Source organism: Serratia sp. H1w (assembly GCF_000633355.1).
Taxonomy (GTDB): domain Bacteria; phylum Pseudomonadota; class Gammaproteobacteria; order Enterobacterales; family Enterobacteriaceae; genus Chania.
The window spans coordinates 158,363-182,156 of the sequence record NZ_AYMQ01000056.1 but is presented as its reverse complement, the minus strand read 5'-3'; the positions used below and the strand labels follow the sequence as shown (position 1 = coordinate 182,156).

The following is a 23,794-nucleotide window of genomic DNA, read 5'->3' as shown; positions in this document are numbered from 1 at the left end:
AAATAGCATGTCAATGCAGGAAACACCGTCGTTAATGATGGGACTCTTCGCGCTGATCCAGGCGCTGATACTGCTGGCGATCGCGCCGCTGTTCACCGGGATCTCCCGTCAGATCCGCGCCCGGATGCATTCGCGCCGTGGCCCAGGCATCTGGCAGGACTATCGCGATATGGGCAAGTTGTTCAAGCGTCAGGAGGTTGCTCCAGCGCAGTCGGGTGCCATCTTCCGCGTGATGCCTTATGTGCTGCTGAGCAGCATGTTGCTGGTCGCCATGACCCTGCCCATCTTCACGCGAACCTCACCGTTTGCCGGTGCGGGGGATTTGATCACCCTGCTCTATCTGTTCGCGCTGTTCCGCTTCTTCTTCTCACTATCGGGTCTGGATACCGGTAGCCCATTTGCCGGGATCGGTGCCAGCCGCGAACTGACGCTGGGCGTGCTGGTAGAACCCACGCTGATCCTGGCCCTGCTGGTGGTCGCCCTGATCGCAGGCTCCACCAACATCGGCAGCATCAGCGCCACCCTGACCGAGGGATGGAGCTCACCGACGGCCACGCTGTTGGCCATGTTGGCCTGCGGTTTCGCGGCGTTTATCGAAATGGGCAAAATCCCCTTCGACGTAGCGGAGGCCGAGCAAGAACTTCAAGAAGGGCCGCTGACCGAATACTCCGGCTCCGGCCTGGCGCTGGTGAAATGGGGGATCGGCCTTAAGCAGGTAGTGGTGGCCGAACTGTTTCTGGCGGTATTCATTCCTTTCGGCAAGGCGGTGGAGTTGACGGTCCCGGCATTGGCCCTGGCGGCGGTGATCATGCTGGCCAAGCTGCTGGCAGTGTTTGTCATCGCCTCCATTTTTGAAAATACCTTGGCGCGTGGGCGGTTCTTACTGACGCATCACGTTACCTGGCTCGGTTTTGGCGTAGCGGCGCTGGCCTTGGTCTTTTATCTCACCGGTCTGTAAGCCGCCAGGAAACCCATTATGGAAAATACGTTCTGTTTGCAATATACCGCCCTCGCCACGCTGCTGTTGCCGTTTATCGGCGCGCTGCTGACGGCCTGCGTGCCACAACGGATGGCCAAGTGGATCTGTAGCCTGTTCGCTCTGTTGGCCACGCTGGGTACAGTGATCATTGGCTGGCAATTCCTGGCACATGGCAAGGTGGATACCACCATCACCTTGCTGCAATACGGCAACGTGGCGCTGTTCGGTTTTATTATCGACCGTATCAGCACGCTGATTGTGTTCGCGGTGGTGTTTCTTGGCCTGTTGGTCAGCCTGTATTCCACCGGTTATCTCACCACAGCCAACCGCGAACATCCCCATGAGGGCAGCAACCGTTATTACGCATTCCTGCTGATCTTTATCGGTGCGATGGCCGGGCTGGTGATGTCCTCCACCATTTTGGGGCAGCTACTGTTCTTCGAGATCACCGGCGGCTGTTCCTGGGGCCTGATTAGTTACTACCAGACGCCAAAAGCACAACGCTCAGCCATGAAGGCTCTGTTGATCACTCATGTGGCCTCCATTGGCCTGTATCTGGCGGCGGCGACGCTGTTCCTCAATACCGGCACCTTAGCCCTGAGCGCCATTGCGCAGCTCAACGGTACGGCCAGCCTGGTGGTGTTTGGTGGCATCCTGTTTGCGGCCTGGGGGAAATCGGCCCAGCTCCCGTTGCAGGCCTGGCTGCCCGATGCCATGGAGGCCCCTACCCCGGTGAGTGCTTATTTGCACGCCGCCTCGATGGTGAAGGTGGGCGTCTATATCTATGCCCGCGCTATTCTTTCTGCGGATCAGGTGCCCCACATTATCGGCTGGGTCGGCATCGTGATGGCGACAATCACCCTGATTTACGGCTTCCTGATGTATCTGCCGCAAAAGGATATGAAGCGCTTGCTGGCGTGGTCAACCATTACCCAGCTCTCCTATATCTTCCTGGCGCTGTCCATTTCCATCTTCGGTTCCAAAACCGCCTTTCTCGGCGGTGTGGCCTACATCTTCAACCACGCGTTTGCCAAGAGCCTGTTCTTCCTGGTAGCCGGGGCGCTGAGCTACAGCTGTGGCACCCGCATGCTGCCACGCTTGCAAGGCGTGATGAGCAAAATGCCGCTGCTGGGCGTCGGTTTCTGCGTGGCCGCGCTGGCAATCACCGGGGTGCCACCGTTTAACGGTTTCTTCAGCAAGTTCCCGATATTTGCCGCCGGTTTTGCTCTGTCGCGTGAGTTCTGGCTGATGACGCCGCTGATGGTGTTGGTACTGATCGAATCGGTGGCCAGCTTTGCCTGGTTTATCTATTGGTTTGGGCGCGTTATTCCCGGCAAACCTAGCGCCGAGGTGGCACAAGCCTCCCCGCTGCCGTGGGTGATGAGCGCGGTGTTAGTGATTCTGATCGCAATGTCGGTGGGTTCCAGCGTGATTGCCGTCGCCTGGCTTGGATAAGGGAGTTGATTATGACCGGTTCACTTATCGTCAATAACCTCGCGGGGCTGATGATGGTCACCTCGCTGCTGGTAATTGGCGCAAAACGGCCCGTGGCCTCGTGCTGGCTCTATGCCTTGCAGTCGCTGCTATTGGTGCTGATCTTCTTTACGCTGGGGCAAACCCTGGGGGCCCACCAGCTCACGCTGTGGGCAATTAGCGCCTTTATCACCAAGGTGGTGCTGGTGCCAGTGATTATGGCCTATGCCTTTCGCAAAATGGATGATCCTTCGGCCAACGGCAGCCTGATCGGCCCGGTGATGCTGATACTGGCTGCGGCGCTGATTGTGCTGCTGTGCTGGTTTGTGGTGGAGCCGGTGCAGGTGCCGCTGCTGGCCTCGCTAAAACCGGCGCTGGCGGTTTCGCTGGGGCATTTCATGCTTGGCCTGCTGTGTATCGTCACCCAACGCAACATCCTCAAGCAGGTATTCGGTTATTGCCTGATGGAAAACGGCTCACACCTGACGCTGGCACTGCTGGCCAATCGTGCGCCGGAGCTGGTGGAGATTGGCATCGCCACCGATGCGATTTTTGCGGTGATCGTGATGGCCGTGCTGGCGCGCAAAATCTATCGCACGCTCAACACGCTGAATGTTGAACAACTGACGGCGCTGAAGGGGTGAGACGATGAGTAATACCACCATGCTGTTTCTATTACTGTTGACGCCGCTGGCCTTCTCGCTGCTGACCTTTGCCTGCCGGTTGCTGGGCAATGCGGCACGGGTTTGCGTCACGCTGCTGCACTTGATCGGCATTATGCTGCTGTTGGTGATTTCACTGTGGGCGGTAATGCAGGTTTACCAGCAAGGAGGCGATATTCTGGTCGCCGAGCGCTGGCTGCATCTGGACAGCCTGAGTGCACTGTTCCTGGCGATCCTCGGCATTATCGGCTGCCTAACCGGGTTGTACTCCATCGGCTATATGCGCCATGAAGTCGATGAGGGCGAGATTTCGGTGGCGACCCTGTGCCATTACTACGGCTTCTTCCATCTTTTCCTGTTCACCATGCTGTTGGTGATCACCAGTAATAACCTGATCCTGATGTGGGCCGCCATCGAGGCCACCACGCTAAGCTCGGCGTTTCTGGTCGGACTCTACGGGCAGAGTTCCTCGCTGGAGGCTGCCTGGAAATACATCATTATCTGTACCGTCGGCGTGGCCTTCGGTCTGTTCGGCACCATTCTGGTTTACGCCAACGCGGCCAGCTTTATGCCCGATCCCAATGACGCCATCTTCTGGACGGAAGTGCTCAAGCACGCCACGCAGCTGGATCCGATACTGATGCATCTGGCCTTTGTGTTCGTGCTGATTGGCTTTGGCACCAAAACCGGGCTGTTCCCCATGCACGCCTGGCTGCCGGACGCCCACAGCGAAGCGCCAAGCCCCACCAGCGCCCTGCTCTCTGCCGTGCTGCTTAACTGCGCGCTGCTGATCATCATCCGCTACTACATCATTATCAGCACCACGCTGGGCAGTGAGTTTACCGGCAGGCTGTTGATGGTGTTTGGCCTGCTCTCGGTAGCGGTGGCGGCCTTCTTTATTCTGGTGCAGCGCGATATCAAACGACTGCTGGCCTACTCCAGCGTGGAGAATATGGGGTTGATCGCCGTGGCGATCGGCATTGGCGGCCCGTTGGGCATACTGGCGGCGCTGCTGCATACCCTGAACCACAGCCTGGCAAAAACCCTGCTGTTTTGCGGCTCCGGTAACGTGCTGCTGAAGTATGGCACCCGCGATATCACCGTGGTGAAAGGGATGCTTAAATCGATGCCGCTCACCGCCGTGATGCTGGCCGGGGGCGCATTGGCGCTGGGCGGTATGCCGCCATTCAACATTTTCCTCAGCGAGTTTATGACGGTAACCGCGGGGCTGGCGGCGGGCCATATCACCTTAACCATCGTGTTGCTGTTGCTGTTGACGGTGGTGTTGGCTGGTTTGGTACGCATGGTGGCCCACATCTCGTTCGGCCCCAAACCAGACGAAGTCAACAAAGGTGAACTGGGGATCCTGACCACCCTCCCGATGCTGATCCTGTTGGTGCTGATGCTGGTGATGGGCACCCATATCCCACAGCCGGTCAGCCGACTGCTGGAAAACGCGGTCACCATCGTGATGAACAATAAGCCTGGCACTCACGCTCAGCCCTTTAGCTGGCCGTGGGCCGTTCAGAATCATTCCTCTGCGGCCGAACCTCAGGCAGGAGAAGTAAAGTGAGCTACGAAACCCATGTGTTGACCCTCAACAACGACGAAAAGCTCGGCAAAGGCTATCTGGCCAAAGTACGAGAGAAATTCCCCAATGCGTTGTTAGAGGCCGAATGGCAAACCGCCAATCAGGTCACCATCACGGTAAAACTGAACTCGTTACCCGAGATCGTTGAATACCTTTACTACCAACTGGGCGGCTGGCTGCCGGTGCTGTTTGGCAACGATGAGCGTACCTTGACCGGGGATTTCGCCGTCTACTACGTACTGTCGATGGAGGAAGGGGAAAAGTGTTTTATCACCGTGAAGGCCCACGTTAGCGCCATCACGCTAGAGTTTCCGTCGGTCACCCCGCGCGTTCCTGCCGCCGTGTGGGGCGAGCGTGAAATCCGCGATATGTACGGATTGATCCCGGTAGGTCTACCGGACGAGCGCCGCCTGGTGCTGCCGGACGACTGGCCAGACGATCTTTACCCGCTGCGTAAAGACACCATGGATTACCGCCAGCGCCCGGAACCGACCACCAACGTGGAAACCTATCCGTTTGAAAATGCTGCCACGGGTGAATCACGCGTAGTCCCCATTGGGCCGATGCACATCACTTCTGACGAACCGGGGCATTTTCGTCTGTTCGTTGACGGCGAGCGCATTGTCGATGCCGACTACCGGTTGTTCTACGTGCATCGTGGTATGGAGAAATTGGCCGAAACCCGCATGGGCTATCAGGAAGTCACCTTCCTGTCCGACCGGGTTTGCGGGATCTGCGGCTTTACCCACAGCGTGGCCTACACCACCTCGGTGGAAAATGCGCTGGGGATCTATGTGCCCCCCCGCGCCCATGCCATCCGCAGCATCCTGCTGGAGGTTGAACGCCTGCACAGCCATCTGCTGAATATCGGCTTATCCAGCCACTTTGTCGGTTTTGATACCGGCTTTATGCAGTTCTTCCGCGTACGTGAAAAATCGATGACCATGGCGGAGCTGTTGACCGGGTCGCGTAAAACCTATGGCTTGAATTTGATTGGCGGCGTACGCCGGGACATCCTGAAAGAGCAACGGGTCAAAACCATCAAACTGATCCATGAGATGCGTGCCGACGTGACGCAACTGGTGGAGATGCTGCTCGGCACACCGAATATCGAGCAGCGCACCAAAGGCATTGGCCTGCTGGATCGGCAAATCGCCCGCGACTATAGCCCGGTGGGGCCGATGATCCGCGCCAGCGGCTTCAAGCGTGATATGCGCTTTGACCATCCCTATGCCAATTACGGCTCCCTACCCAAAACGCTATTCACCTTCGACGGCTGTGACGTGTACTCGCGTGTGATGGTACGCGTACAGGAAGTGCTGGATTCGCTGGCGATGATCGAATACGGCCTGGATAACCTGCCGGGTGGCCCGCTGCTCACCGAAGGCTTCCGCTACCAGCCACACAAATTTGCGTTGGGCTATGCCGAAGCCCCACGGGGTGAAGATATCCACTGGAGCATGCTGGGGGATAACCAGAAGCTGTTCCGCTGGCGCTGCCGGGCAGCTACCTACGCCAACTGGCCGGTGTTGCGCTATATGCTGCGCGGCAATACGGTTTCCGATGCCCCACTGATTATCGGCAGCCTCGATCCCTGCTACTCCTGCACCGACCGCGTCACGCTGATCGACATTAACAAGCGAAAAGCCAAGACCGTGCCGTACAAAGAGATTGAGCGCTACGGGATTGAACGCACCAATTCACCGTGCAAGTGAGGGAGGCAGCATGCTGAAACTGTTTAAAACCATCCTGAAAGCCGGTGAAGTGACGGTGAAATACCCGTTCAAGCCGCTGGAGGTTTGCCCGGGCTTTCGTGGCAAGCCAGAGTACGATCCCGAGCAGTGTATCGCCTGCGGAGCCTGCACCGTGGCCTGCCCGGCCAATGCGTTAACCATGGAAACCCATGAGGCCAGCGGCGAGCGCGTCTGGCAATTGTTTATTGGCCGCTGCATCTTTTGCGCACGCTGTGAAGAAGTCTGCCCAACGCGGGCGATCCGGCTTTCAGAAGAGTTTGAAATGGCGGTAATGCAAAAGGCCGATCTGTATATCCGCGCTACCTTTACCCTGCTCAACTGCCGCTGTTGCCAACAGCCCTTTACGCCAACCAAGTCGGTGGACTACGCCATGGCGCTGCTGGCCCACGCAGGTATGGGGGCCGACAGCATCGCCGCGATGCGGCCGCAGTTCGAAACCTGCCCAGCCTGCAAGCGTAAACAGACCCTAAGCCAGCATCGGCCGATGAAACTGAGCCAGCCAGCGGGAGCGAAATAACATGACGATGCCTGATATCAATATCAATCATCACCGCACGACGCCGATCGCCATTGATGAACAGACCGCCAAGCTCAAGAGCAAGCTGCTGAAGGATATCAAACGTTCGGCCTACGTGTATCGCGTGGACTGCGGCGGTTGCAATGGCTGTGAGATCGAGATTTTCTCCGCCATCACGCCGGTGTTTGATGCCGAGCGTTTTGGTATCAAGGTGGTACCTTCACCGCGCCATGCCGATATCTTGTTGTTTACCGGTGCGGTTACCCGTGCCATGCGCGTCCCCGCGCTCAGAGCTTACGAATCGGCTCCCGATCCGAAAATCTGTATCTCCTATGGTGCCTGCGGCTGTGGCGGCGGGATTTTCCACGATCTGTACTGCGTCTGGGGCGGCAGTGAATCTATCGTGCCGATTGACGTGTGGATACCCGGTTGCCCGCCGACACCTGCCGCCACCATCTATGGCTTTGCCGTAGCGCTGGGCCTGCTGGAACAAAAGCTGAAGGGAGAGAATCACCTTGAGCAAGCTGGTGAACACGCCGCCTTAACGTTACCCAACATTCCTTTATCTACGCGCATAGTGATTGAACGAGAAGCGCGCCGCTTAGCGGGATATCACCAAGGGCGAGCCATCAGCGATCGCTTTTTATCTCTGCTAGTTGGAGCCAGCGCGGATTCGGTCTTGCTGCGCATGGAGGAGTGGCTTAAGCAGGACAATGATCCCCGTCTGCGCGAGATTGTCAGCTGTCTGGCAGACTGCTTACAGCGGGAGTCTACCCATGCCAAATGAAGCCAAGGCGGTCTTCTGGTCGCTACGCCAGAAATTTCTTGATAGTGATGACGACATGCCCGCCCAGGCGCAGCAGGTGATGTATTACTCGCTGGCAATTGGCCATCACGTTGGGGTGATTGATTGCCTGAATACCGAGTTGAGCTGCCCATTAGCGCAATATCAAAGCTGGATTGAGCAGTTCCCCGAGGGAGAGGCCCAGCGCAAAATGCGTGGCCTGCTGACCTTCGGCGAAATCACCATCGACTCCACCCACACCAACCTGCTGGCCAATGCCCTGGCCCCGTTAATTGAGAGCCAACCGGCCCCCTTTAGCGAGTGGAGTGCCAAATTGCTCAGTTTGCTCGCCGAAATTGAGCGGGAGCCTGCCATCTATCTGATCGTAAAAAAGGTGACTCACTCATGAATGTCGTACTCACCGTAGGCAACAGCATGATGGGCGACGATGGTGCCGGGCCACTATTGGCGGAGCTAATGACCGAGACCCCTATCGAGGGTTGGACCATCGTCAACGGAGGCTCGGCCCCGGAAAACGTGACGCATCAGATCCGTGCGCTTGAGCCGCAGCGACTGGTGATTGTCGATGCCACCGATATGGAATTGGCACCCGGTGAGATCCGTATCGTCAATCCTGACGATATTGCCGAGATGTTCTTTATGAGCACCCACAATATGCCGCTCAATTTCCTGATCGACCAGTTACGCGAAGATATTGATGAGGTGATTTTTCTCGGCGTTCAGCCGGACGTGGTGATGTTTTATTTCCCGATGACGGAGAAAGTGACACAGGCCGTGCACGTGATTTATCAACGATTATCAAAATGGGACTCGGGGGAAGGTTTTGAGCTGTTGTAAGCCCCTCACCCCAACCCTCTCCCAAAGGGAGAGGGTTGGGGTGAGGGGGAAAATATCGCAATACGCACGTGCCATTAATCCACATCAAGTCAGCGTGGCACATTTTATGCTTCAAATGAGTGAGACCCATTTTTCGTCATCGGAGTCTGGTGGCGAGGTGAGCAATGTCGAAAAGATTTAACAAGGAGTGCTGGAGATGAAAACTGTCATCACGGTCTGCCCTTATTGCGCTTCAGGTTGCAAAATCAACCTGATAGTCGACAACGGCAGGATCGTTAAGGCCGAAGGCGCGAATGGCGTGACCAATCAGGGCGACCTGTGCCTGAAAGGGTATTACGGCTGGGATTTCGTTCACGATACCAAGATCCTGACCCCACGGCTGAAAACGCCGATGATCCGCCGGGTGCGTGGCGGCAAGCTGGAATCGGTGTCCTGGGAAGAGGCCATCGAATTCGCCAGTTCTCGCCTGCTGGCCGTTAAAGAGCAATACGGTCCGAATGCGATTATGACAACCGGCTCCTCACGCGGGCCAGGTAACGAAGCCAACTATGTGATGCAAAAATTTGCTCGCGCCACCGTCGGTACCAACAATATCGACTGTTGCGCACGCGTCTGACACGGCCCCTCGGTTGCAGGTCTGCAGCGATCGGTCGGTAACGGCGCCATGAGTAACTCAATCTGCGAGATTGAGGATACCCAGTGTATTTTTGTCTTCGGTTATAACGCCGCAGACTCGCATCCTATTGTCGCCCGCCGCATTCTCAAGGCGAAGGAGAAAGGAGCCAAGGTTATTGTTTGCGATCCCCGCTATATCGAAACGGCGCGTATTGCAGATATCCATTTGCCGTTGAAAAACGGTTCCAACATCGCGCTGATCAATGCTCTCGCCCATGTGATCATTGAGGAGAACCTGTACGATCAGCCGTTTGTTGAACATCATACCGAGCAGTTCGAGGAGTATCGCGCCATCGTGGCGAGCTACCCACCGGAATCGGTTGAAAAGACTACGGGCCTCACCGCCCAACAAATCCGTGAAACGGCACGGATGTATGCCACTGCGCCAACGGCCACCATCCTGTGGGGGATGGGTGTCACCCAGTTCTATCAAGGGGTGGAAACCGTGCGTGCACTGACCAGCCTGGCGATGCTGACCGGTAACCTGGGTAAACCCAACGTTGGGGTTAACCCGGTGCGAGGGCAAAATAACGTTCAGGGTGCCTGTGATATGGGCGCGTTGCCTAACACCCTGCCCGGCTATTTCCAGGTAACGGATGCCGAAGCGCGGGAGAGGTTTGCCAGCGCCTGGGGGATCGACGCCATGCCGGCGGAGATCGGCTATGCCTTGAGCGAGGTGCCGCACAATATTGACCATGGCAAACTCAAAGCGCACTACATCATGGGGGAGGATCCGCTACAGACGGAACCAGACCTGGCGACCATCCGCAGAACCTTTGAGAAATTGGATCTGCTGATCGTGCAGGATATCTTCATGACCAAAACCGCCGCGATTGCCGACGTGATTTTCCCGGCCACCTCATGGGGCGAGCACGAAGGGGTGTATACCGCAGCAGACCGTGGCTTCCAACGCTTCTATAAAGCGGTGGAACCGGTGGGCGATGTGAAGACGGACTGGCAGATTATCAGCCTGATGTCGACGGCCATGGGCTACCCAATGCACTACAACAATACGCAGGAAATCTGGGACGAACTGCGCGAACTGTGCCCGATCTACTACGGCGCAACCTACGAGAAGATGGCAGATCTGGCCTACATTCAATGGCCATGCCCAACGTTGGATCACCCGGGGACCTCCTATCTGTATGAGGGAGGTGAGTTCTCTCGGCCCGGAGGTAAAGCGGAGTTCTTTACCTGTGAATGGGCACCACCGATCGATCAGCTCAGCGATGAGTACCCGTTTGTACTATCGACGGTGCGTGAAGTAGGCCATTACTCCTGCCGTTCAATGACCGGCAACTGTAAGGCGTTGGTCGCGCTGGCCGATGAACCGGGTTATGTGCAGGTCAACTCGGCAGATGCCGCACGGTTGGGGATTGAAGATCAGGCATTGGTCTGGGTACGCTCCCGTCAGGGCAAGGTAATTACCCGCGCCAACGTCAGCGAACGCCCTAACCGGGGTGCGATCTACATGACCTACCAATGGTGGATCGGCGCCTGTAACGAGCTGGTGGCGGAAAACCTCAGCCCGATTACCAAAACGCCGGAATATAAATACTGTGCCGTGCAACTTGAACCGATTAAGGATCAACAGCAGGCAGAGCATTATGTCCAGCAGGAGTACAGCAAGATCAAACAGCGCCTGCGCGAGGCCGCTGCGGGTTAATCAGTAAGGCCGAACCTCAAGGATGAGGTTCGGCTTTTCTCAGCCCCCTTCACCACCCGCTTTCTATCCCCCCACTTCCAGCAACAACGCCTATACTAAAATTCTTAAAAATGATTTTCCCCGTGGCGAACAAGCCCACTTAATGTCCCTTTACTTTGTAACGGATTGATCGTTTTCAACGATCGGTCTGATCTTATTGATCTGCACAACCAATTATCTTTGTCCTGCCTGCACCTATAAGATCGCCTTGGGTGTCGTGGAAATTTCTGCGTTCTGAACCCGTGTTCTAGCACATCGGCCACCAGCGCCGAGATCACGCGTTTTCAAAGGGTAGGAAAGGTGAAGATGACAGATGAAAACCGCCGCACGGCAGATTATCGACCGCTGGGATGCATCATTAAAATATGACGTTCGCGACGAATGCTGGCAAGGTCGGGCTACCCGACCGCCGTTTGCCTAACAAACTACTGCACCGCGAGCGGGTGCAGCGCATTCTGGTTATCAAGTTGCGCCACTTTGGTGATGTGCTGTTAACCACCCCGCTGCTCAGTACGCTGCACGCCAATTACCCCACCGCCCTGATTGATGTACTGGTGTATAACGGCACCGAGGCTATGCTAGCGGGTAATCGGGATGTCTATCTGGCCTATACCGTCGATCGCAGCCTAAAACGCCAGGGCTACAAGGCACAGTATCGCGGTGAACAAGCTCTGTGGAACAGCCTGAGCACCGGCCACTACGATCTGGTCATCAATCTGTCCGATCAGTGGCGGGCGGCGCTGTATTGCCGCTTCCTCAAACCAACTTTTAGCCTGGGATTTGCTTACCCCAAACGTAATAACCGGCTATGGCGGACCTGCCATTCGTTGCTGGTGCCGGTGGATGGACATGACCAGCAGCACACCGTACTCAATAATCTCGATATTTTGGCCCCGTTGGCCTTACCGACCTTGATCACCAAAGTGACTCAGGCTTATCGCCAGTGTGATATCGATGAGATTGATCGCCTCAGCCTGCGCCATCACCTGACAGACTTCGTACTGATCCAACCGACTGCGCGCTGGGCGTTCAAGACCTGGTCGACGGCGGGGTTCACTCAGGTTATCGACTACCTTACCGCCAACGGAGAAACCGTGGTGCTCACCGGCGGGCGCTCTGCCGACGAAGCCGCCATGATAGCCGACATCATGGCCCGCTGCTCCCTGCCGCAACGGGTGGTCAATTTGGCCGGGCGGTTGGAACTGCCGGAACTGGCCGTACTGATCGATCGGACAAAGTTGTTTATCGGCGTGGATTCAGTGCCAATGCATATGGCAGCCGCCTTGCAAACGCCTTCCGTCGTACTGTTTGGGCCCAGTAATCTGCAACAGTGGTCACCCTGGCAAGCTCCGCACACCCTGTTATGGGCGGGCGACTACCGCCCATTACCAAAAACCGACGCGGTGGATACCGCCACCCCGGAACGTTATCTGGACGCCATTCCCAGCGGTGATGTTATCCGGGCAATCAACCGTCAGCTTAATCGCCTGCAAATCTCGGCCTCTCACGCGGTGGCTGACACCGTATGTAATTAACCCTGCTATGAGCCATCCCATGTCATCAACCAACCTGTCTACCTCTGCCCGCTTGCGGCTGTTTGGCTTCACGGCGTTTTTGCTGGGCGCGTCCCTTCCGACGTCAAATGCACTGATGAATGCCTCGCTGGTGTTGGCGGCGATATGTCTGCTGTGGCAACGTGACTTTCGTCAGGTGGCGCCTTTGCTCAAGCAACCGTTGGTGTGGTTGCCTGCGTTGATGTTTGTACTGCTAGCTATCTCGTTGCTGACTGAGCACCACGAATACGGCCCGAAGATGGTCGGTAAATATCAAAAACTGTTGTATGTATTACCCCTGGCTCTGTTCTTTCTCGCGGACTCTCGACTTATTACCCGCTTTATCAGCGGTTTTCTGCTTGCCAACGCGCTGATATTGGCAATCAGCGTGACGTCGGGTATCGGGAATGTGACGTTGGGTGGTCTTAATCCGCTGAATCCAACGGTTTTCAAGCTACAAATAACCCAGAACGTGTTTATGGCATTTGCTGCGCTGCTATGGCTAGCCCGTGCTTATGTGCAATCAGGCAGGCGGCGTTGGTGCTATGTAGCGTTGGCTCTACTGGCAACGGCGAACGTACTGTTGATGGTACAGGGGCGTACCGGTTATGTGGCGCTATTGGTCGGCGTGGGGCTTTGGTTGTTGTTGACGTTGCCGCGCTGGCAGCAGGTTAGCGTGCTTGCCGGTGGCTTGCTGCTGGCCATTATGTTGGTCTTTATACCGAATAGAGCGACCGAACGCCTGACTCTGGGCCTTGCCGAGGTTCGCCACTGCGTGTTGGCCCCAGCAGATTCGGCTTATCAGGCTTGCGATAACTCGATGGGACAGCGCACTGCCTTTGCCCGCGAGTCACTACGCTTGATAAAACAGGCTCCGCTGTTGGGCAATGGAGCCGGAAGCTTCTGGTACGGTAATGCCCAGACCGGTTACGGTGTGCATAACCCGCATAATGAGTATCTGCTGGAAACGGTACAAAACGGTTTACTGGGGCTGGCGCTTTTTCTGGGATGGATGTGGTGCTGCTGCCGAGTGGCCTGGCGTCAGCCAGTGGCTTGCCGCAATCTGCTGCTTGCCGTGATCGGCAGCTACATGGCTTGCCACCTGTTCAACTCGTTCTTGCTGGACTCCGCCGAGGGGCATCTGTTTATCGTGCTGGCGGCCCTACTGGCAGGTTACCGCGTTACCCAGCGGCCAATATAACTTACGCCGTTTCGTTGAGTTGCAGGGGCGCTGCATGCAGCGCCCCTGCACTTGTCGTCAGGTATATTGCTCTTAAGTTAATTCAGTTTGGCTTTGGAAAAATCACTGCCCATCAGGCTGACGCTATAACCACTGACGTTGCTGCGCGTGGCATAGAAGGTTTTGCCGTTCGCTAGCGCAATCCACGGTGCCTGCTGGTAGAAGATCTCCTGCGCCTGGCCGTAGAGTTTTGCTCGTTCTGCAGGAACGCTGGTCAGTCTGGCCTGTTGCACCAGCCCATCATAGGTTTTATCGCACCAGCGTGCGGCATTCGAGCCGGTTTTGATGCTGTTACAACCCAGCAGCACTTCGGCAAAGTTATCCGGATCGCCATTATCGGACATCCAGCCAAACAGCGCGGTGTCATGCTCGCCCTTACGCATCCCGGCGAGATATTCACCCCACTCGTAAGAGACGATTTTCGCCTTCACGCCAACCTTTTCCCAGTCGCTTTGCAGCATTTCTGCAATACGCTTGGAGTTCGGGTTATACGGGCGCTGAACCGGCATCGACCACAGCGTTATCTCAAAACCTTTTTCCAACCCGGCCTGTTTCAACAGCGCCTTGGCCTTTTGCGGATCGTAGCCGTAATCCTGCAAATCTTTATCAAAACCCAGCATATTTGGCGGCAACGGCGATTTGGCTATCGTGGCAGAACCTAAAAATACCGCGTTCACAATGGCCTTTTTGTCGGTGGCATAGTTTAGCGCCTGGCGAACCAGCACGTTATCCAGCGGTTTTTTCTCGGTGTTAAACGCCAGATAGCCGACGTTCAATGCATCGACCTTATGCAAGGTCAGATCTTTATTTTTGTTGATTTCATCAAACTGTACCGGCGCCGGAGCCGGGATAATCTGGCACTCGTTGGTCTGCAGCTTCGCCAGACGCGTCTGCACGTTCGGCGTAATGGAGAAGATCAGATGTTTGGTTGGCACCTCGCCATCCCAGTAATTGGGGTTGGCCACATAGCGGATCAGTGAATCAACCTTATATTGCTGTAAAACGTAAGGGCCGGTGCCGATTGGCCAGGTGTCTACGTATTCTGGCGTGCCTTTTTTCAGCATTGCATCGGCATATTCGGCAGAGAGAATCGATGCAAAGTCCATCCCCCAGTCGGCCAGAAACGCGGCGTTCGGTTCGCTCAGCACAAACTGAACGTGGTAATCATCCAGCTTTTTCACTTCCTTGATCAGCGTATCCAGACCTACGTCGTGAAAATATTCGTAATTACCCTGCGAAACCTTGTGATAGGGATGATTGGCGTCTTTCTGGCGTAACACCGAGAACACCACATCATCCGCATTAAAATCGCGGGTCGGCTTGAAGTTTTTATTGCTGTTGAATTTCACGCCTTGGCGCAGGGTAAAGGTGTAGGTTTTACCGTCCGGGGAGATTTTCCATTCGGTTGCCAGTGAAGGCGTTGGCGTGTTTTTTACCGGATCGAAGTTGATTAACCGGTTGTACAGCACCTGCGAACTGGCCACGAACGTTGGGCCAGAGCTTGCAATCTGTGGGTTGAACGACTCCGGTGACGCCTCGGAGCAGTAAATCAGTGTGTCGTTGGCCGCCGCCATAGCAGCGCCTGCCGGTAATAATGTGCTCAGCACCAGCGCGAGCAGCGTTTTCCCTGTAGACATGAAAGTAGCCTTGTTTGACTTTTTATCAGGCAGCGATCTCAGCACGGACGGAGAAGCCAGGCAAATAACCAATTGCTCTCAGGTTATGCCAAAACCGTTGTTTTTGCGGTTTTATTCAGCAATGGTGGGGGCAATGACGGAGCCCCCATGTTGTGCGTCTCAGCTCAGCAGCAACCCATCATCATCCAGCTTTTCGCCGCGTGTTTTTTCAAACATCGCCAGCAGATCGGTGACCTGCATATTCGCCCGCTGCTCACCCACCACATCCAGCACCACCCGGCCCTGGTGCAGCATCACGGTTCGATGACCGTGATCCAGAGCTTGACGCATAGAGTGCGTGACCATCAGCACGGTCAATTGCTGCTCGGCGACAATACGGTCGGTCAGCGCCAAGACAAAGGCCGCCGTTTTAGGATCGAGCGCGGCGGTATGTTCATCCAGTAACAACAAACGAGAAGGTTGCAGCGAGGCCATCAGCAGGCTGACCGCCTGACGCTGCCCGCCAGAAAGCAGCCCCATGTGATCCCCTAAGCGATTCTCCAGCCCCAGTTCCAACGTAGCCAACTTGTCGCGGAACAGCTGCCGCTGTTTGCTCTTGACGGCGCGCTGAAATCCCCGGGATTGACCACGCTGGAGCGCCAAGGCCAGATTCTCTTCAATGCTTAGCCCCTCACAGGTGCCTGCCAGCGGATCCTGAAAAACTCGTGCGACCATACCGGCACGGCGCCAGGCGGGCATCAGGGTTACGTCCTGATCGCCGATAAACAGCCGGCCGCGATCGGGCGTAATATCACCGCTGACCGCATTGAGCAGCGTAGACTTCCCTGCCCCATTGCTGCCGATAACCGTCACAAACTGCCCGGCCTCGATATCGAGCGATAAGCCACGTAATACCGGATTCTCCAGCGGAGTACCGGGGTTGAAGGTTTTAAACAGTTGCTCGGCGCGCATCATGATGGCTGCCTCCTTCGCCTGTTTTTCAGTTTTTGTTTCAACTTCGGCAGGATCAGCGCCAGCGTGACCAGCAGCGCGGTGATCAGATTCAGGTCCTGCGCTTGCAGGCCAATGAAGTCGGCGTTCAGGGCCAGAGCAATCATCAGGCGATACAGTAATGCCCCTAGCAGGGTCGCCAAGGTGATCAGGTACAGACTACGGGCAGGCAACAGCGTTTCACCGATGATTACCGCCGCCAGCCCAACGACGATGGTGCCGATCCCCATCGAGATATCCGCCCCCCCCTGCGTCTGCACATACAGCGCCCCCGCCAATGCAATCAGCGCGTTGGACACGGCCATGCCGATCACCGTCAGCCGACTGGTCGCAATCCCTTGAGCACGTGCCATGCGCGGATTCGCTCCGGTTGCCCGCAGCGCAAGTCCCACTTCGGACGTCAGAAATGCGTCGAGCGCCAGTTTGACGACAACGACCACCACCAGCAGTAATAGCGGTTGGATCAGCCAGGCATTGTCCTCAACCTGACTGATGAAAGGTGTGAAAACGCTGGGTAAGCCAATCAGAGCCAGGTTGGGTGCGCCCATAATCCGCAAGTTGATGGAATACAGGGCTATCATCACCAAGATACTGGCTAACAGCTGCAAAATACCGAGCCGCACGTGCAGCCAGGCCGTTAAACAGCCCGCACCAGCACCGGCGATAGCCGCCAGCAAACAGGCGAGCCAGGGGTTATAACCGCTGACAATCATGACGGCAGCAACCGCGCCCCCTAAAGGGAAACTGCCATCGGCCGTCAGATCGGGGAAATTGAGCAAGCGAAAAGAGATCAACACGCCCAGCGCTACCAGCGCAAAGATCAGGCCAATCTCCAAAGCTCCCATCAGGGAAATTAACGACATGCGGACCTCATAAACATTCTGGCCTGCCACATACGGCAGGCCATTCACACCCGGTGTAAACCATCATTCGACGCAGATCGTTACTTAATGACTTCCTGTGCCGATTGCACCAGTTCCGCTGGCAGAGTCACGCCCTGTTTCTGGGCAGCGGCAGGGTTCACGCTCAGGCTGAGCTTGCTGCCGACTTCAGGTGCGATAGTACCAGGCTTTTCACCATCCAACAGACGGACGACAATCTTCCCGGTCTGGCGGCCCAGATCGTAATAGCTCATCCCCAATGCCGCTGCCGCACCGCGTTTGGCAACGCTGTTGTCACCAGCGATCAACGGGATTTTAGCCTGATTGGCAATGCCGACCAGTGACTCGTAGGTAGAGATCACGTTGTTATCGGTATTGGTGTAGATCACATCGACTTTACCCACCAGACTTTTGGCGGCCGGGGCCACGTCGATGGTACGTGCAGCAGGAGCTTCAACCAGTGTCATCCCGCGTTTGGTCAATTCCTCTTTCAGTTCCTTGACCACCACCGTCGAGTTGATTTCCCCTGGGCTGAAGACCATGCCCACGCGTTTGGCATCGGGCTTAACCTGCAAGATCAGATCAACCTGCGGGCCGATGGCAACGCTGTCTGAGACGCCGGTAACGTTGGTCCCACTCGGCTGCCAACTGCTAACCAGTTTGGCCGCCACCGGATCGGTAACGGTAGTAAACACCACCGGGATGGTCTTGGTTGCCGCCACCACTGACTGGGCAGCAGGCGTTGAAATCGCCACTATCGCATCAGGTTTATCACCGATAAATTTACGCGCAATCTGCCCGGCGGTGGCCGTATTTCCCTGGGCGCTTTGGAATTGGATCTTGACCTTATCCTGGTCATAACCCGCAGCCTTTAGCTCATCAATCACCCCATCACGGGTGGCATCCAGTGCCGGGTGGTCAACAATAGAGAGGATCGCCACCGATTTCGGCGTTGCTGCGTAACTGCTAACTGCAAATAAGGCGGCGGCAAGGGCTACAACAATATTTTTATTATTCAAATACATAGCTATATCCTTTCAGGTTGGAGGCGGTGCCAGAGATACTGGTCAGTCATCCTAGCACAGTGTTTTACCGCCATCTATGCATTAACGTTCTGTTATCATATGATTAACATGCAGAATCGAAAGAAAACGCTGTCAGCGCTTACACTGGCCAGTGATTCGGGTCACAAACCGTCACCTTTTACCTCTCATTGTTCGATGCGCAGCCTTGAGCCATACCCCCGCTGCGAAGCAACGGGGTTGGAGGTCGATGTATGAAAATGTGCGGTAAAACAGCCTGCGGGCGGTTTGGCGGGTGATTACACGGTGATTAGGCTATTTCTTTCTCGCTGACAATGACTTTTGATACCAGACCATAGTCGATCGCCTCAGCCACCGGCATCCAAAAATCGCGATCGATATCGTTCAGGACTTTTTCCAGCTTCTGCCCGGTTTCCTTGGCGATCAACTTAGCAATCCTCTCCCGGATACGAATAATTTCTTTTGCCTGCAACGCCACATCGGTGGCCTGGCCGCCAATGCCGCCACTCGGTTGATGGATCAGAAAACGCGTATTGGTCAGGCAGAAGCGACGTTCCTTTGGCACGGATAAGAACACATTAACCGCAGCACTGCCTACCCAGCCGCTACCAATCATATTGACCGGGGCGCTAATAAAGCGGATGACATCGTGGATCACGTCGCCCGACTCCACATGGCCGCCCGGTGAACAAATCAGGAAATTGATCGGCGCGGAAGACTCGTCGGACAGCGCGACAAGTTGTTTGACGACGTTGTAGGCCAACGTATCGTTGATTTGCCCAAACAGCAGGATAGTGCGCGATTTGAAGGTTCTCTCATCCAGGAAGCCATCACGCTGAGGAGTCGTTATTTCCGTTTTTTCTTCCATCTTAAACCTCGACTATTGTATCAATCTTCCCCGCCAGTAGGCTCGGGCCGTGGTTAACTCAAGTTGCTGATTATTCCATTCCCTAACAGAGCAACGCCTGACCAACAGGTTCAATACTGCTTGCCAGTGCTCGCTCAAACTATAGGTCAGAAAACCGTTTTTAGGTTGGATTGGACAACTGGTAATATCCCGTCTGTCTGCCGGGCTATCATACCGATCGTGCAGCACACCCGATGCAGGCCCTGTAACCCAGGAACTTGCGTTTTACCCGCCGGAGAAAAAACACCATGCTGACTTCCCTTTCGATTGCCAACTATCGCTCTATTCGTGACCTCACCATTCCATTGGGCCGTCTGAATGTTATCACGGGTGAAAATGGCAGCGGGAAATCGAATCTATACAAAGCCTTGCGTTTGTTGGCAGAAACGGCAAAAGGCGGTGTCATCAACTCATTGGCAGAGGAAGGTGGACTGGGGTCAACGTACTGGGCGGGCCCGGAAAGCATCACTTCGGGCATGCGCCGCGGCGATACACCCATAGAAGGGCAACAACGCAATCACACCTTACGGCTCAAGCTGGGGTTCGCCAGCGAAAGTTTTGGCTACGCCATTACCTTGGGGCTACCTACGCCTTCCCATTCTGCATTTTCTCGTGACCCCGAGATCAAATGCGAAGCCATTTTTAATGGTGCCTATTATCGCCCTGCCTCCTCTCTCGTTGAACGTAAAGGCAATGCCATTAAAGTACGGTCAGGTAGGCAATGGCAGGTTGCCTCTCAGCATGTCCCCGTTTATGGCAGTATGTTTGACCAGTTGGCCGACCCCATCTCGGCCCCGGAGGTGTTCCATGTTCGCGAAATGATCCGCAACTGGCGTTTCTACGATCATTTCCGCACCGATAGGGAAGCCCCTGCCCGCCAAATCCAACTGGGTACACGATCGCCCATACTTCACCATGACGGGCGGGATCTTGCCGCCGCGATACAAACCATTATCGAAATAGGCGATCCTCACGCGCTCGCTGCCGCCATTGACGACGCCTTTCCCGGCTGCCAGTTGGAAGTCATCGCCCATAACGACGGCCGCTTTTCGCTGGCGTTTCACCAGAAAGGTTTGCTCCGCCCCTTATCCGGTGCTGAGTTGTCCGACGGTACGCTACGGTTCATTCTCTGGGTCGCCGCGCTACTGACACCACGTCCTCCCGAACTCATGGTACTCAATGAGCCAGAAACCAGCCTGCATCCCGATCTGTTGCCTGCCTTGGCAAGGTTAATTTTACAGGCATCACAACATTCGCAAATTTGGGTTATCTCGCATGCTAACCGGCTGGTTAACGCGCTTGTAGATCATCCAGAGTGTCAATCCCTAGAGCTGCAAAAAGAGTTGGGACAAACCAGGATTAAGGGACAAGGTCTATTGGATAGCCCCGCATGGCACTGGCCAAGCGAAGGATAAGGGGTCGTAGGGAGGGAAAACGATGTGTCTGCAATCATCAGTTGGTGGAGTAACGGTACCGTGGAGTGTCGTGCAAACCGTTTCAGGCAGCCACAAAACGAAAAACCCCAAGCCTTGTGAGCTTGGGGTCATTCTTAATATGGCGGAGGAGCAGAGATTCGAACTCTGGAACGGTTTCCCGTCGACGGTTTTCAAGACCGTTGCCTTCAGCCACTCGGCCACCCCTCCGTAATGCAGCGAACTATAAACACAGCCGATCCGGTTGTAAAGCCTGAAACCGTTCAACCGAACGAAAAAACGGCATCTGCGCGCTGACCGCTGAAGAAATCGGCAATCCAGCTTCACCAATATCCCAATAATCACGTAGGGTAAAGAATGGTAAACAATCTTTAATCAATGGCTTGCATTAGATTATGATCGTGATCAATTTTGTGATGACCTGATAAGAGAGATCATATGGACCGCATTGTCGTCTCATCCTCCTCGCGCGACTCGTTGCTAAGCACGCATAAAGTCTTGCGTAACACCTATTTCCTGCTGTCGTTAACGCTGGCCTTTTCAGCGCTGACCGCAACCGCCAGCACCATGCTGGGCTTACCGGCGCCTGGGCTGCTGTTAATGCTGGTCGGTTTTTATGGCTTGATGTTCCTGACCCATAAGTTGGCTAATAGCCCTGCCGGTATTCTGGCGGCCTTCGCCTTCACCGGTTTTATGGGTTATGCCCTTGGCCCGATCCTGAGCTCGTTCCTGAATGCTGGCGCGGGTGACCTGATCATGCTGGCGTTGGGCGGTACCGCAGTGGTGTTCTTCTGCTGTTCGGCTTATGTGCTGACTACCCGTAAAGACATGTCGTTCCTGTCTGGCATGATGATGGCGGGCTTCGTGGTGCTGCTGGTGGCGGTTATCGCTAACCTGTTCCTGCAGATCCCTGCGCTGCACCTGGCCATTAGCGCACTGTTTATTCTGTTCTCTGCCGGTGCCATGCTGTGGGAAACCAGCAACATCATTCATGGCGGTGAGACCAACTATATCCGTGCTACCGTCAGCCTGTATGTCTCGCTGTACAACATGTTTATCAGCCTGCTGAGCATTCTGGGCTTCGCCCGCAGCAACTGATACATCGCGTTTGGTATTGACCTGAGCCCCGCAATGCGGGGCTTTATTTTTGCCAGCGCAAAAGTTTGCTAGACTGTGGCCCGCAATGAATCACCGATCACCGAGGCTGTATGTTGGAGTTTGAAGGTCAGACGATTGAAACTGACGCCCAGGGCTACCTGAAAAACAGCGCCGACTGGCACGAAGGGCTTGCCCCCCTGTTAGCGGCACAGGAAGAGATTGAACTGAGCGAAGCGCACTGGGAAGTTGTTCGCTTTGTGCGTAGCTTCTATCAGGAATTTAATACCTCGCCAGCCATTCGCATGCTGGTAAAGGCAATGGCGCAAAAGTATGGCGAAGAGAAAGGCAGCAGCCGTTACCTGTATCGTCTGTTCCCTAAAGGCCCGGCCAAACAGGCAACCAAGATCGCCGGGTTGCCAAAGCCGGTGAAGTGTATCTAGCTGCGGTTTAGTAGCGAATACTGAAGCCCTTATACTCGGCGACGCCACGCGGTTCCACCAGCACGCGATCAACGCGGGCGCTGCGTGGGCCGCCGTTTTTCAGCCACGCCATTAGTTGATCAACCGCCTGTTGATCCCCGCAGGCCAGCACTTCCACGCTGCCGTCATCCAGATTACGTGCAAAACCGGTCAGCCCCAAAGCGGTGGCCTGATGTTGGGTGCTATAGCGAAATCCCACGCCCTGCACCACACCATAGACATACGCGGCAATACAAACTTGTGTCATAATCGGCTCCTAATCGATTTCATTACAGGCATTCTCTGCGCTGATGCCCAGAGTGTGTCACTCTTTTTCTCTATCTGGCAGCATACTTAATTATGACCGCACGCTTGATCCTTGCCAAAGGACGTGAAAAGTCCTTACTCCGTCGCCATCCGTGGATTTTCTCTGGCGCTGTTCTCCGCGTTGAAGGTAAAGCCCAGTCGGGCGAAACCATCGATATCCATGACAGCCAAGGTAAATGGCTGGCACGCGGGGCCTACTCACCAGAATCACAAATCCGCGCACGCGTCTGGACCTTCAAGCAAGACGAAGAGATCGATATCGCGTTCTTTGTCAGTCGTTTGCAGCAGGCACAAAGCTGGCGCGATTGGGTCGCCAAGCGTGACGGATTGGACGGGTATCGTCTGATAGCCGGTGAATCCGACGGTATGCCGGGGATCACCATCGATCGTTTCCAGAACTTCCTGGTTTTGCAGTTATTGTCCGCCGGTGCCGAATATCAGCGCGCCCCGCTGCTTTCTGCTCTCCAGCACTGCTACCCAGACTGCGCGATCTACGATCGTTCAGACGTTGCGGTACGTAAGAAAGAAGGCTTGCCGCTCACCCAAGGCCCGGTACTGGGCGATCTGCCCCCGGCACTGCTGCCGATCACCGAGCATGGTATGAAACTGCTGGTGGACATTCAACAAGGCCACAAGACCGGTTTTTATCTCGACCAGCGTGACAGCCGCCTGGCGGCGCGCAACTATTCCGCAGGCCGTCGTGTGCTCAACTGCTTCTCGTACACCGGCGCTTTTGCCGTGTCTGCGTTGATGGGCGGCTGTGAACAAGTGATTAGCGTAGATACTTCTCAGGCCGCGCTGGACATCGCCAAGCAAAACGTCGAACTCAACCAGTTGGATTTGAGCAAGGCCGAGTTTGTGCGTGATGACGTGTTCCAGCTGCTGCGCGCCTATCGCACGCAGGGTGAGAAATTCGACCTGATCATCATGGACCCACCGAAGTTTGTCGAAAACAAAAATCAGTTGGCCAGCGCCTGTCGCGGATATAAAGACATCAACATGTTAGCCTTCCAGTTGCTGAATCCAGGCGGCATTCTGCTCAGCTTCTCCTGCTCGGGCCTGATGCCAACCGATTTGTTCCAGAAAATTTTGGCCGATGCCGCTGTAGATGCCGGGCGTGATGTACAATTTGTAGAGCAGTTCCGCCAGGCTGCGGATCACCCGGTGATTGCGACTTATCCTGAAGGCTTGTATCTGAAAGGGTTTGCGTGTCGGGTGATGTAACTTGA

Annotated in this window: 22 protein-coding genes and 1 tRNA gene; 16 read left to right on the top strand and 7 right to left on the bottom strand. The window is 55.5% G+C overall.

Annotated elements, in window-relative coordinates:
* The first annotated feature begins 7 nt into the window (after positions 1-7).
* From U869_RS0114195 to U869_RS0114135, 12 genes are all read left to right on the top strand, one after another.
* Positions 8-958: a respiratory chain complex I subunit 1 family protein gene (locus U869_RS0114195; RefSeq protein WP_025119457.1), complete on the top strand. Its 951-nt coding sequence runs from the start codon at positions 8-10 to the stop codon at positions 956-958.
* A gap of 18 nt (positions 959-976) precedes the next feature.
* A complete protein-coding gene (locus U869_RS0114190) occupies positions 977-2,434 on the top strand; it encodes a hydrogenase 4 subunit D (protein WP_029987234.1) in 1,458 nt (485 codons plus the stop codon).
* An 11-nt stretch (positions 2,435-2,445) separates the two neighbouring features.
* Positions 2,446-3,096: a hydrogenase 4 membrane subunit gene (gene hyfE, locus U869_RS0114185; protein ID WP_025119455.1), complete on the top strand. Its 651-nt coding sequence runs from the start codon at positions 2,446-2,448 to the stop codon at positions 3,094-3,096.
* Positions 3,097-3,100: 4 nt separating this feature from the next.
* Positions 3,101-4,687, top strand: coding sequence for a hydrogenase 4 subunit F (locus U869_RS0114180; protein WP_025119454.1), 1,587 nt, complete (start codon positions 3,101-3,103; stop codon positions 4,685-4,687).
* A 17-nt stretch (positions 4,688-4,704) separates the two neighbouring features.
* Positions 4,705-6,420: an NADH-quinone oxidoreductase subunit C gene (locus tag U869_RS0114175; RefSeq protein WP_369795046.1), complete on the top strand. Its 1,716-nt coding sequence runs from the start codon at positions 4,705-4,707 to the stop codon at positions 6,418-6,420.
* A 10-nt stretch (positions 6,421-6,430) separates the two neighbouring features.
* Positions 6,431-6,976: a hydrogenase 4 subunit H gene (hyfH, locus tag U869_RS0114170; protein WP_025119452.1), complete on the top strand. Its 546-nt coding sequence runs from the start codon at positions 6,431-6,433 to the stop codon at positions 6,974-6,976.
* A 1-nt stretch (position 6,977) separates the two neighbouring features.
* Positions 6,978-7,763 (top strand): NADH-quinone oxidoreductase subunit B family protein, encoded by a 786-nt coding sequence (locus U869_RS0114165; RefSeq protein WP_025119451.1) that lies wholly within the window; start codon positions 6,978-6,980, stop codon positions 7,761-7,763.
* Positions 7,753-8,169 carry a formate hydrogenlyase maturation HycH family protein gene (locus U869_RS0114160; RefSeq protein WP_025119450.1) on the top strand — a complete coding sequence of 139 codons (417 nt, stop codon included), beginning with the start codon at positions 7,753-7,755 and terminating at the stop codon, positions 8,167-8,169. The genes U869_RS0114165 and U869_RS0114160 overlap by 11 nt, the downstream gene beginning before the upstream one ends.
* The gene (gene hycI, locus U869_RS0114155; protein ID WP_025119449.1) at positions 8,166-8,618 is read left to right on the top strand and encodes a hydrogenase maturation peptidase HycI; all 453 of its coding nucleotides are present in this window, start codon (positions 8,166-8,168) and stop codon (positions 8,616-8,618) included. Before U869_RS0114160 ends, hycI begins: the two co-directional genes overlap by 4 nt.
* Before the next feature lie 196 nt (positions 8,619-8,814).
* Positions 8,815-10,959 carry a formate dehydrogenase subunit alpha gene (gene fdhF / locus U869_RS0114145; RefSeq protein WP_081795919.1) on the top strand — a complete coding sequence of 715 codons (2,145 nt, stop codon included), beginning with the start codon at positions 8,815-8,817 and terminating at the stop codon, positions 10,957-10,959.
* A 404-nt stretch (positions 10,960-11,363) separates the two neighbouring features.
* The gene (gene rfaQ / locus U869_RS0114140; RefSeq protein ID WP_029987233.1) at positions 11,364-12,533 is read left to right on the top strand and encodes a putative lipopolysaccharide heptosyltransferase III; all 1,170 of its coding nucleotides are present in this window, start codon (positions 11,364-11,366) and stop codon (positions 12,531-12,533) included.
* A 19-nt stretch (positions 12,534-12,552) separates the two neighbouring features.
* Entirely contained in the window at positions 12,553-13,752 is a 1,200-nt protein-coding gene (locus U869_RS0114135) for an O-antigen ligase (protein WP_051588638.1), read from the top strand.
* A gap of 77 nt (positions 13,753-13,829) precedes the next feature.
* Here U869_RS0114135 and U869_RS0114130 read toward each other — a convergent pair whose 3' ends face one another.
* The 5 genes from U869_RS0114130 to U869_RS0114110 all read right to left on the bottom strand — a co-directional run bounded on the left by U869_RS0114130 (position 13,830) and on the right by U869_RS0114110 (position 19,210).
* The gene (locus U869_RS0114130; RefSeq protein ID WP_025119445.1) at positions 13,830-15,428 is read right to left on the bottom strand and encodes an ABC transporter substrate-binding protein; all 1,599 of its coding nucleotides are present in this window, start codon (positions 15,426-15,428) and stop codon (positions 13,830-13,832) included.
* A gap of 159 nt (positions 15,429-15,587) precedes the next feature.
* Positions 15,588-16,382 carry an ABC transporter ATP-binding protein gene (locus U869_RS0114125; protein WP_025119444.1) on the bottom strand — a complete coding sequence of 265 codons (795 nt, stop codon included), beginning with the start codon at positions 16,380-16,382 and terminating at the stop codon, positions 15,588-15,590.
* A complete protein-coding gene (locus U869_RS0114120) occupies positions 16,379-17,281 on the bottom strand; it encodes an ABC transporter permease (protein WP_025119443.1) in 903 nt (300 codons plus the stop codon). The genes U869_RS0114125 and U869_RS0114120 overlap by 4 nt, the downstream gene beginning before the upstream one ends.
* 80 nt (positions 17,282-17,361) lie before the next feature.
* Complete coding sequence (locus U869_RS0114115; RefSeq protein ID WP_025119442.1) at positions 17,362-18,324, bottom strand: ABC transporter substrate-binding protein; 963 nt, start codon at positions 18,322-18,324, stop codon at positions 17,362-17,364.
* Positions 18,325-18,631: 307 nt separating this feature from the next.
* Positions 18,632-19,210, bottom strand: a complete 579-nt coding sequence (locus U869_RS0114110; protein ID WP_025119441.1) for an ATP-dependent Clp protease proteolytic subunit — start codon at positions 19,208-19,210, stop codon at positions 18,632-18,634.
* Positions 19,211-19,497: 287 nt separating this feature from the next.
* Between U869_RS0114110 and U869_RS0114105 the strand changes: the two genes are divergently transcribed.
* Complete coding sequence (locus U869_RS0114105) at positions 19,498-20,664, top strand: AAA family ATPase (RefSeq protein ID WP_025119440.1); 1,167 nt, start codon at positions 19,498-19,500, stop codon at positions 20,662-20,664.
* A gap of 140 nt (positions 20,665-20,804) precedes the next feature.
* Here U869_RS0114105 and U869_RS0114100 read toward each other — a convergent pair.
* A tRNA-Ser gene (locus U869_RS0114100) sits at positions 20,805-20,892 on the bottom strand.
* Between the two features lie 228 nt (positions 20,893-21,120).
* Between U869_RS0114100 and yccA the strand changes: the two genes are divergently transcribed.
* Together yccA and tusE are read left to right on the top strand one after the other, a co-directional pair.
* Entirely contained in the window at positions 21,121-21,780 is a 660-nt protein-coding gene (gene yccA / locus U869_RS0114095; protein WP_021181987.1) for an FtsH protease modulator YccA, read from the top strand.
* 110 nt (positions 21,781-21,890) lie between these two features.
* Positions 21,891-22,220, top strand: a complete 330-nt coding sequence (tusE, locus tag U869_RS0114090; RefSeq protein ID WP_024485653.1) for a sulfurtransferase TusE — start codon at positions 21,891-21,893, stop codon at positions 22,218-22,220.
* A 7-nt stretch (positions 22,221-22,227) separates the two neighbouring features.
* Here tusE and yccX read toward each other — a convergent pair whose 3' ends face one another.
* A complete protein-coding gene (gene yccX / locus U869_RS0114085; RefSeq protein WP_025119439.1) occupies positions 22,228-22,506 on the bottom strand; it encodes an acylphosphatase in 279 nt (92 codons plus the stop codon).
* 92 nt (positions 22,507-22,598) lie between these two features.
* Between yccX and rlmI the strand changes: the two genes are divergently transcribed.
* Positions 22,599-23,789 (top strand): 23S rRNA (cytosine(1962)-C(5))-methyltransferase RlmI, encoded by a 1,191-nt coding sequence (gene rlmI, locus U869_RS0114080; RefSeq protein WP_025119438.1) that lies wholly within the window; start codon positions 22,599-22,601, stop codon positions 23,787-23,789.
* Positions 23,790-23,794 lie beyond the last annotated feature (5 nt).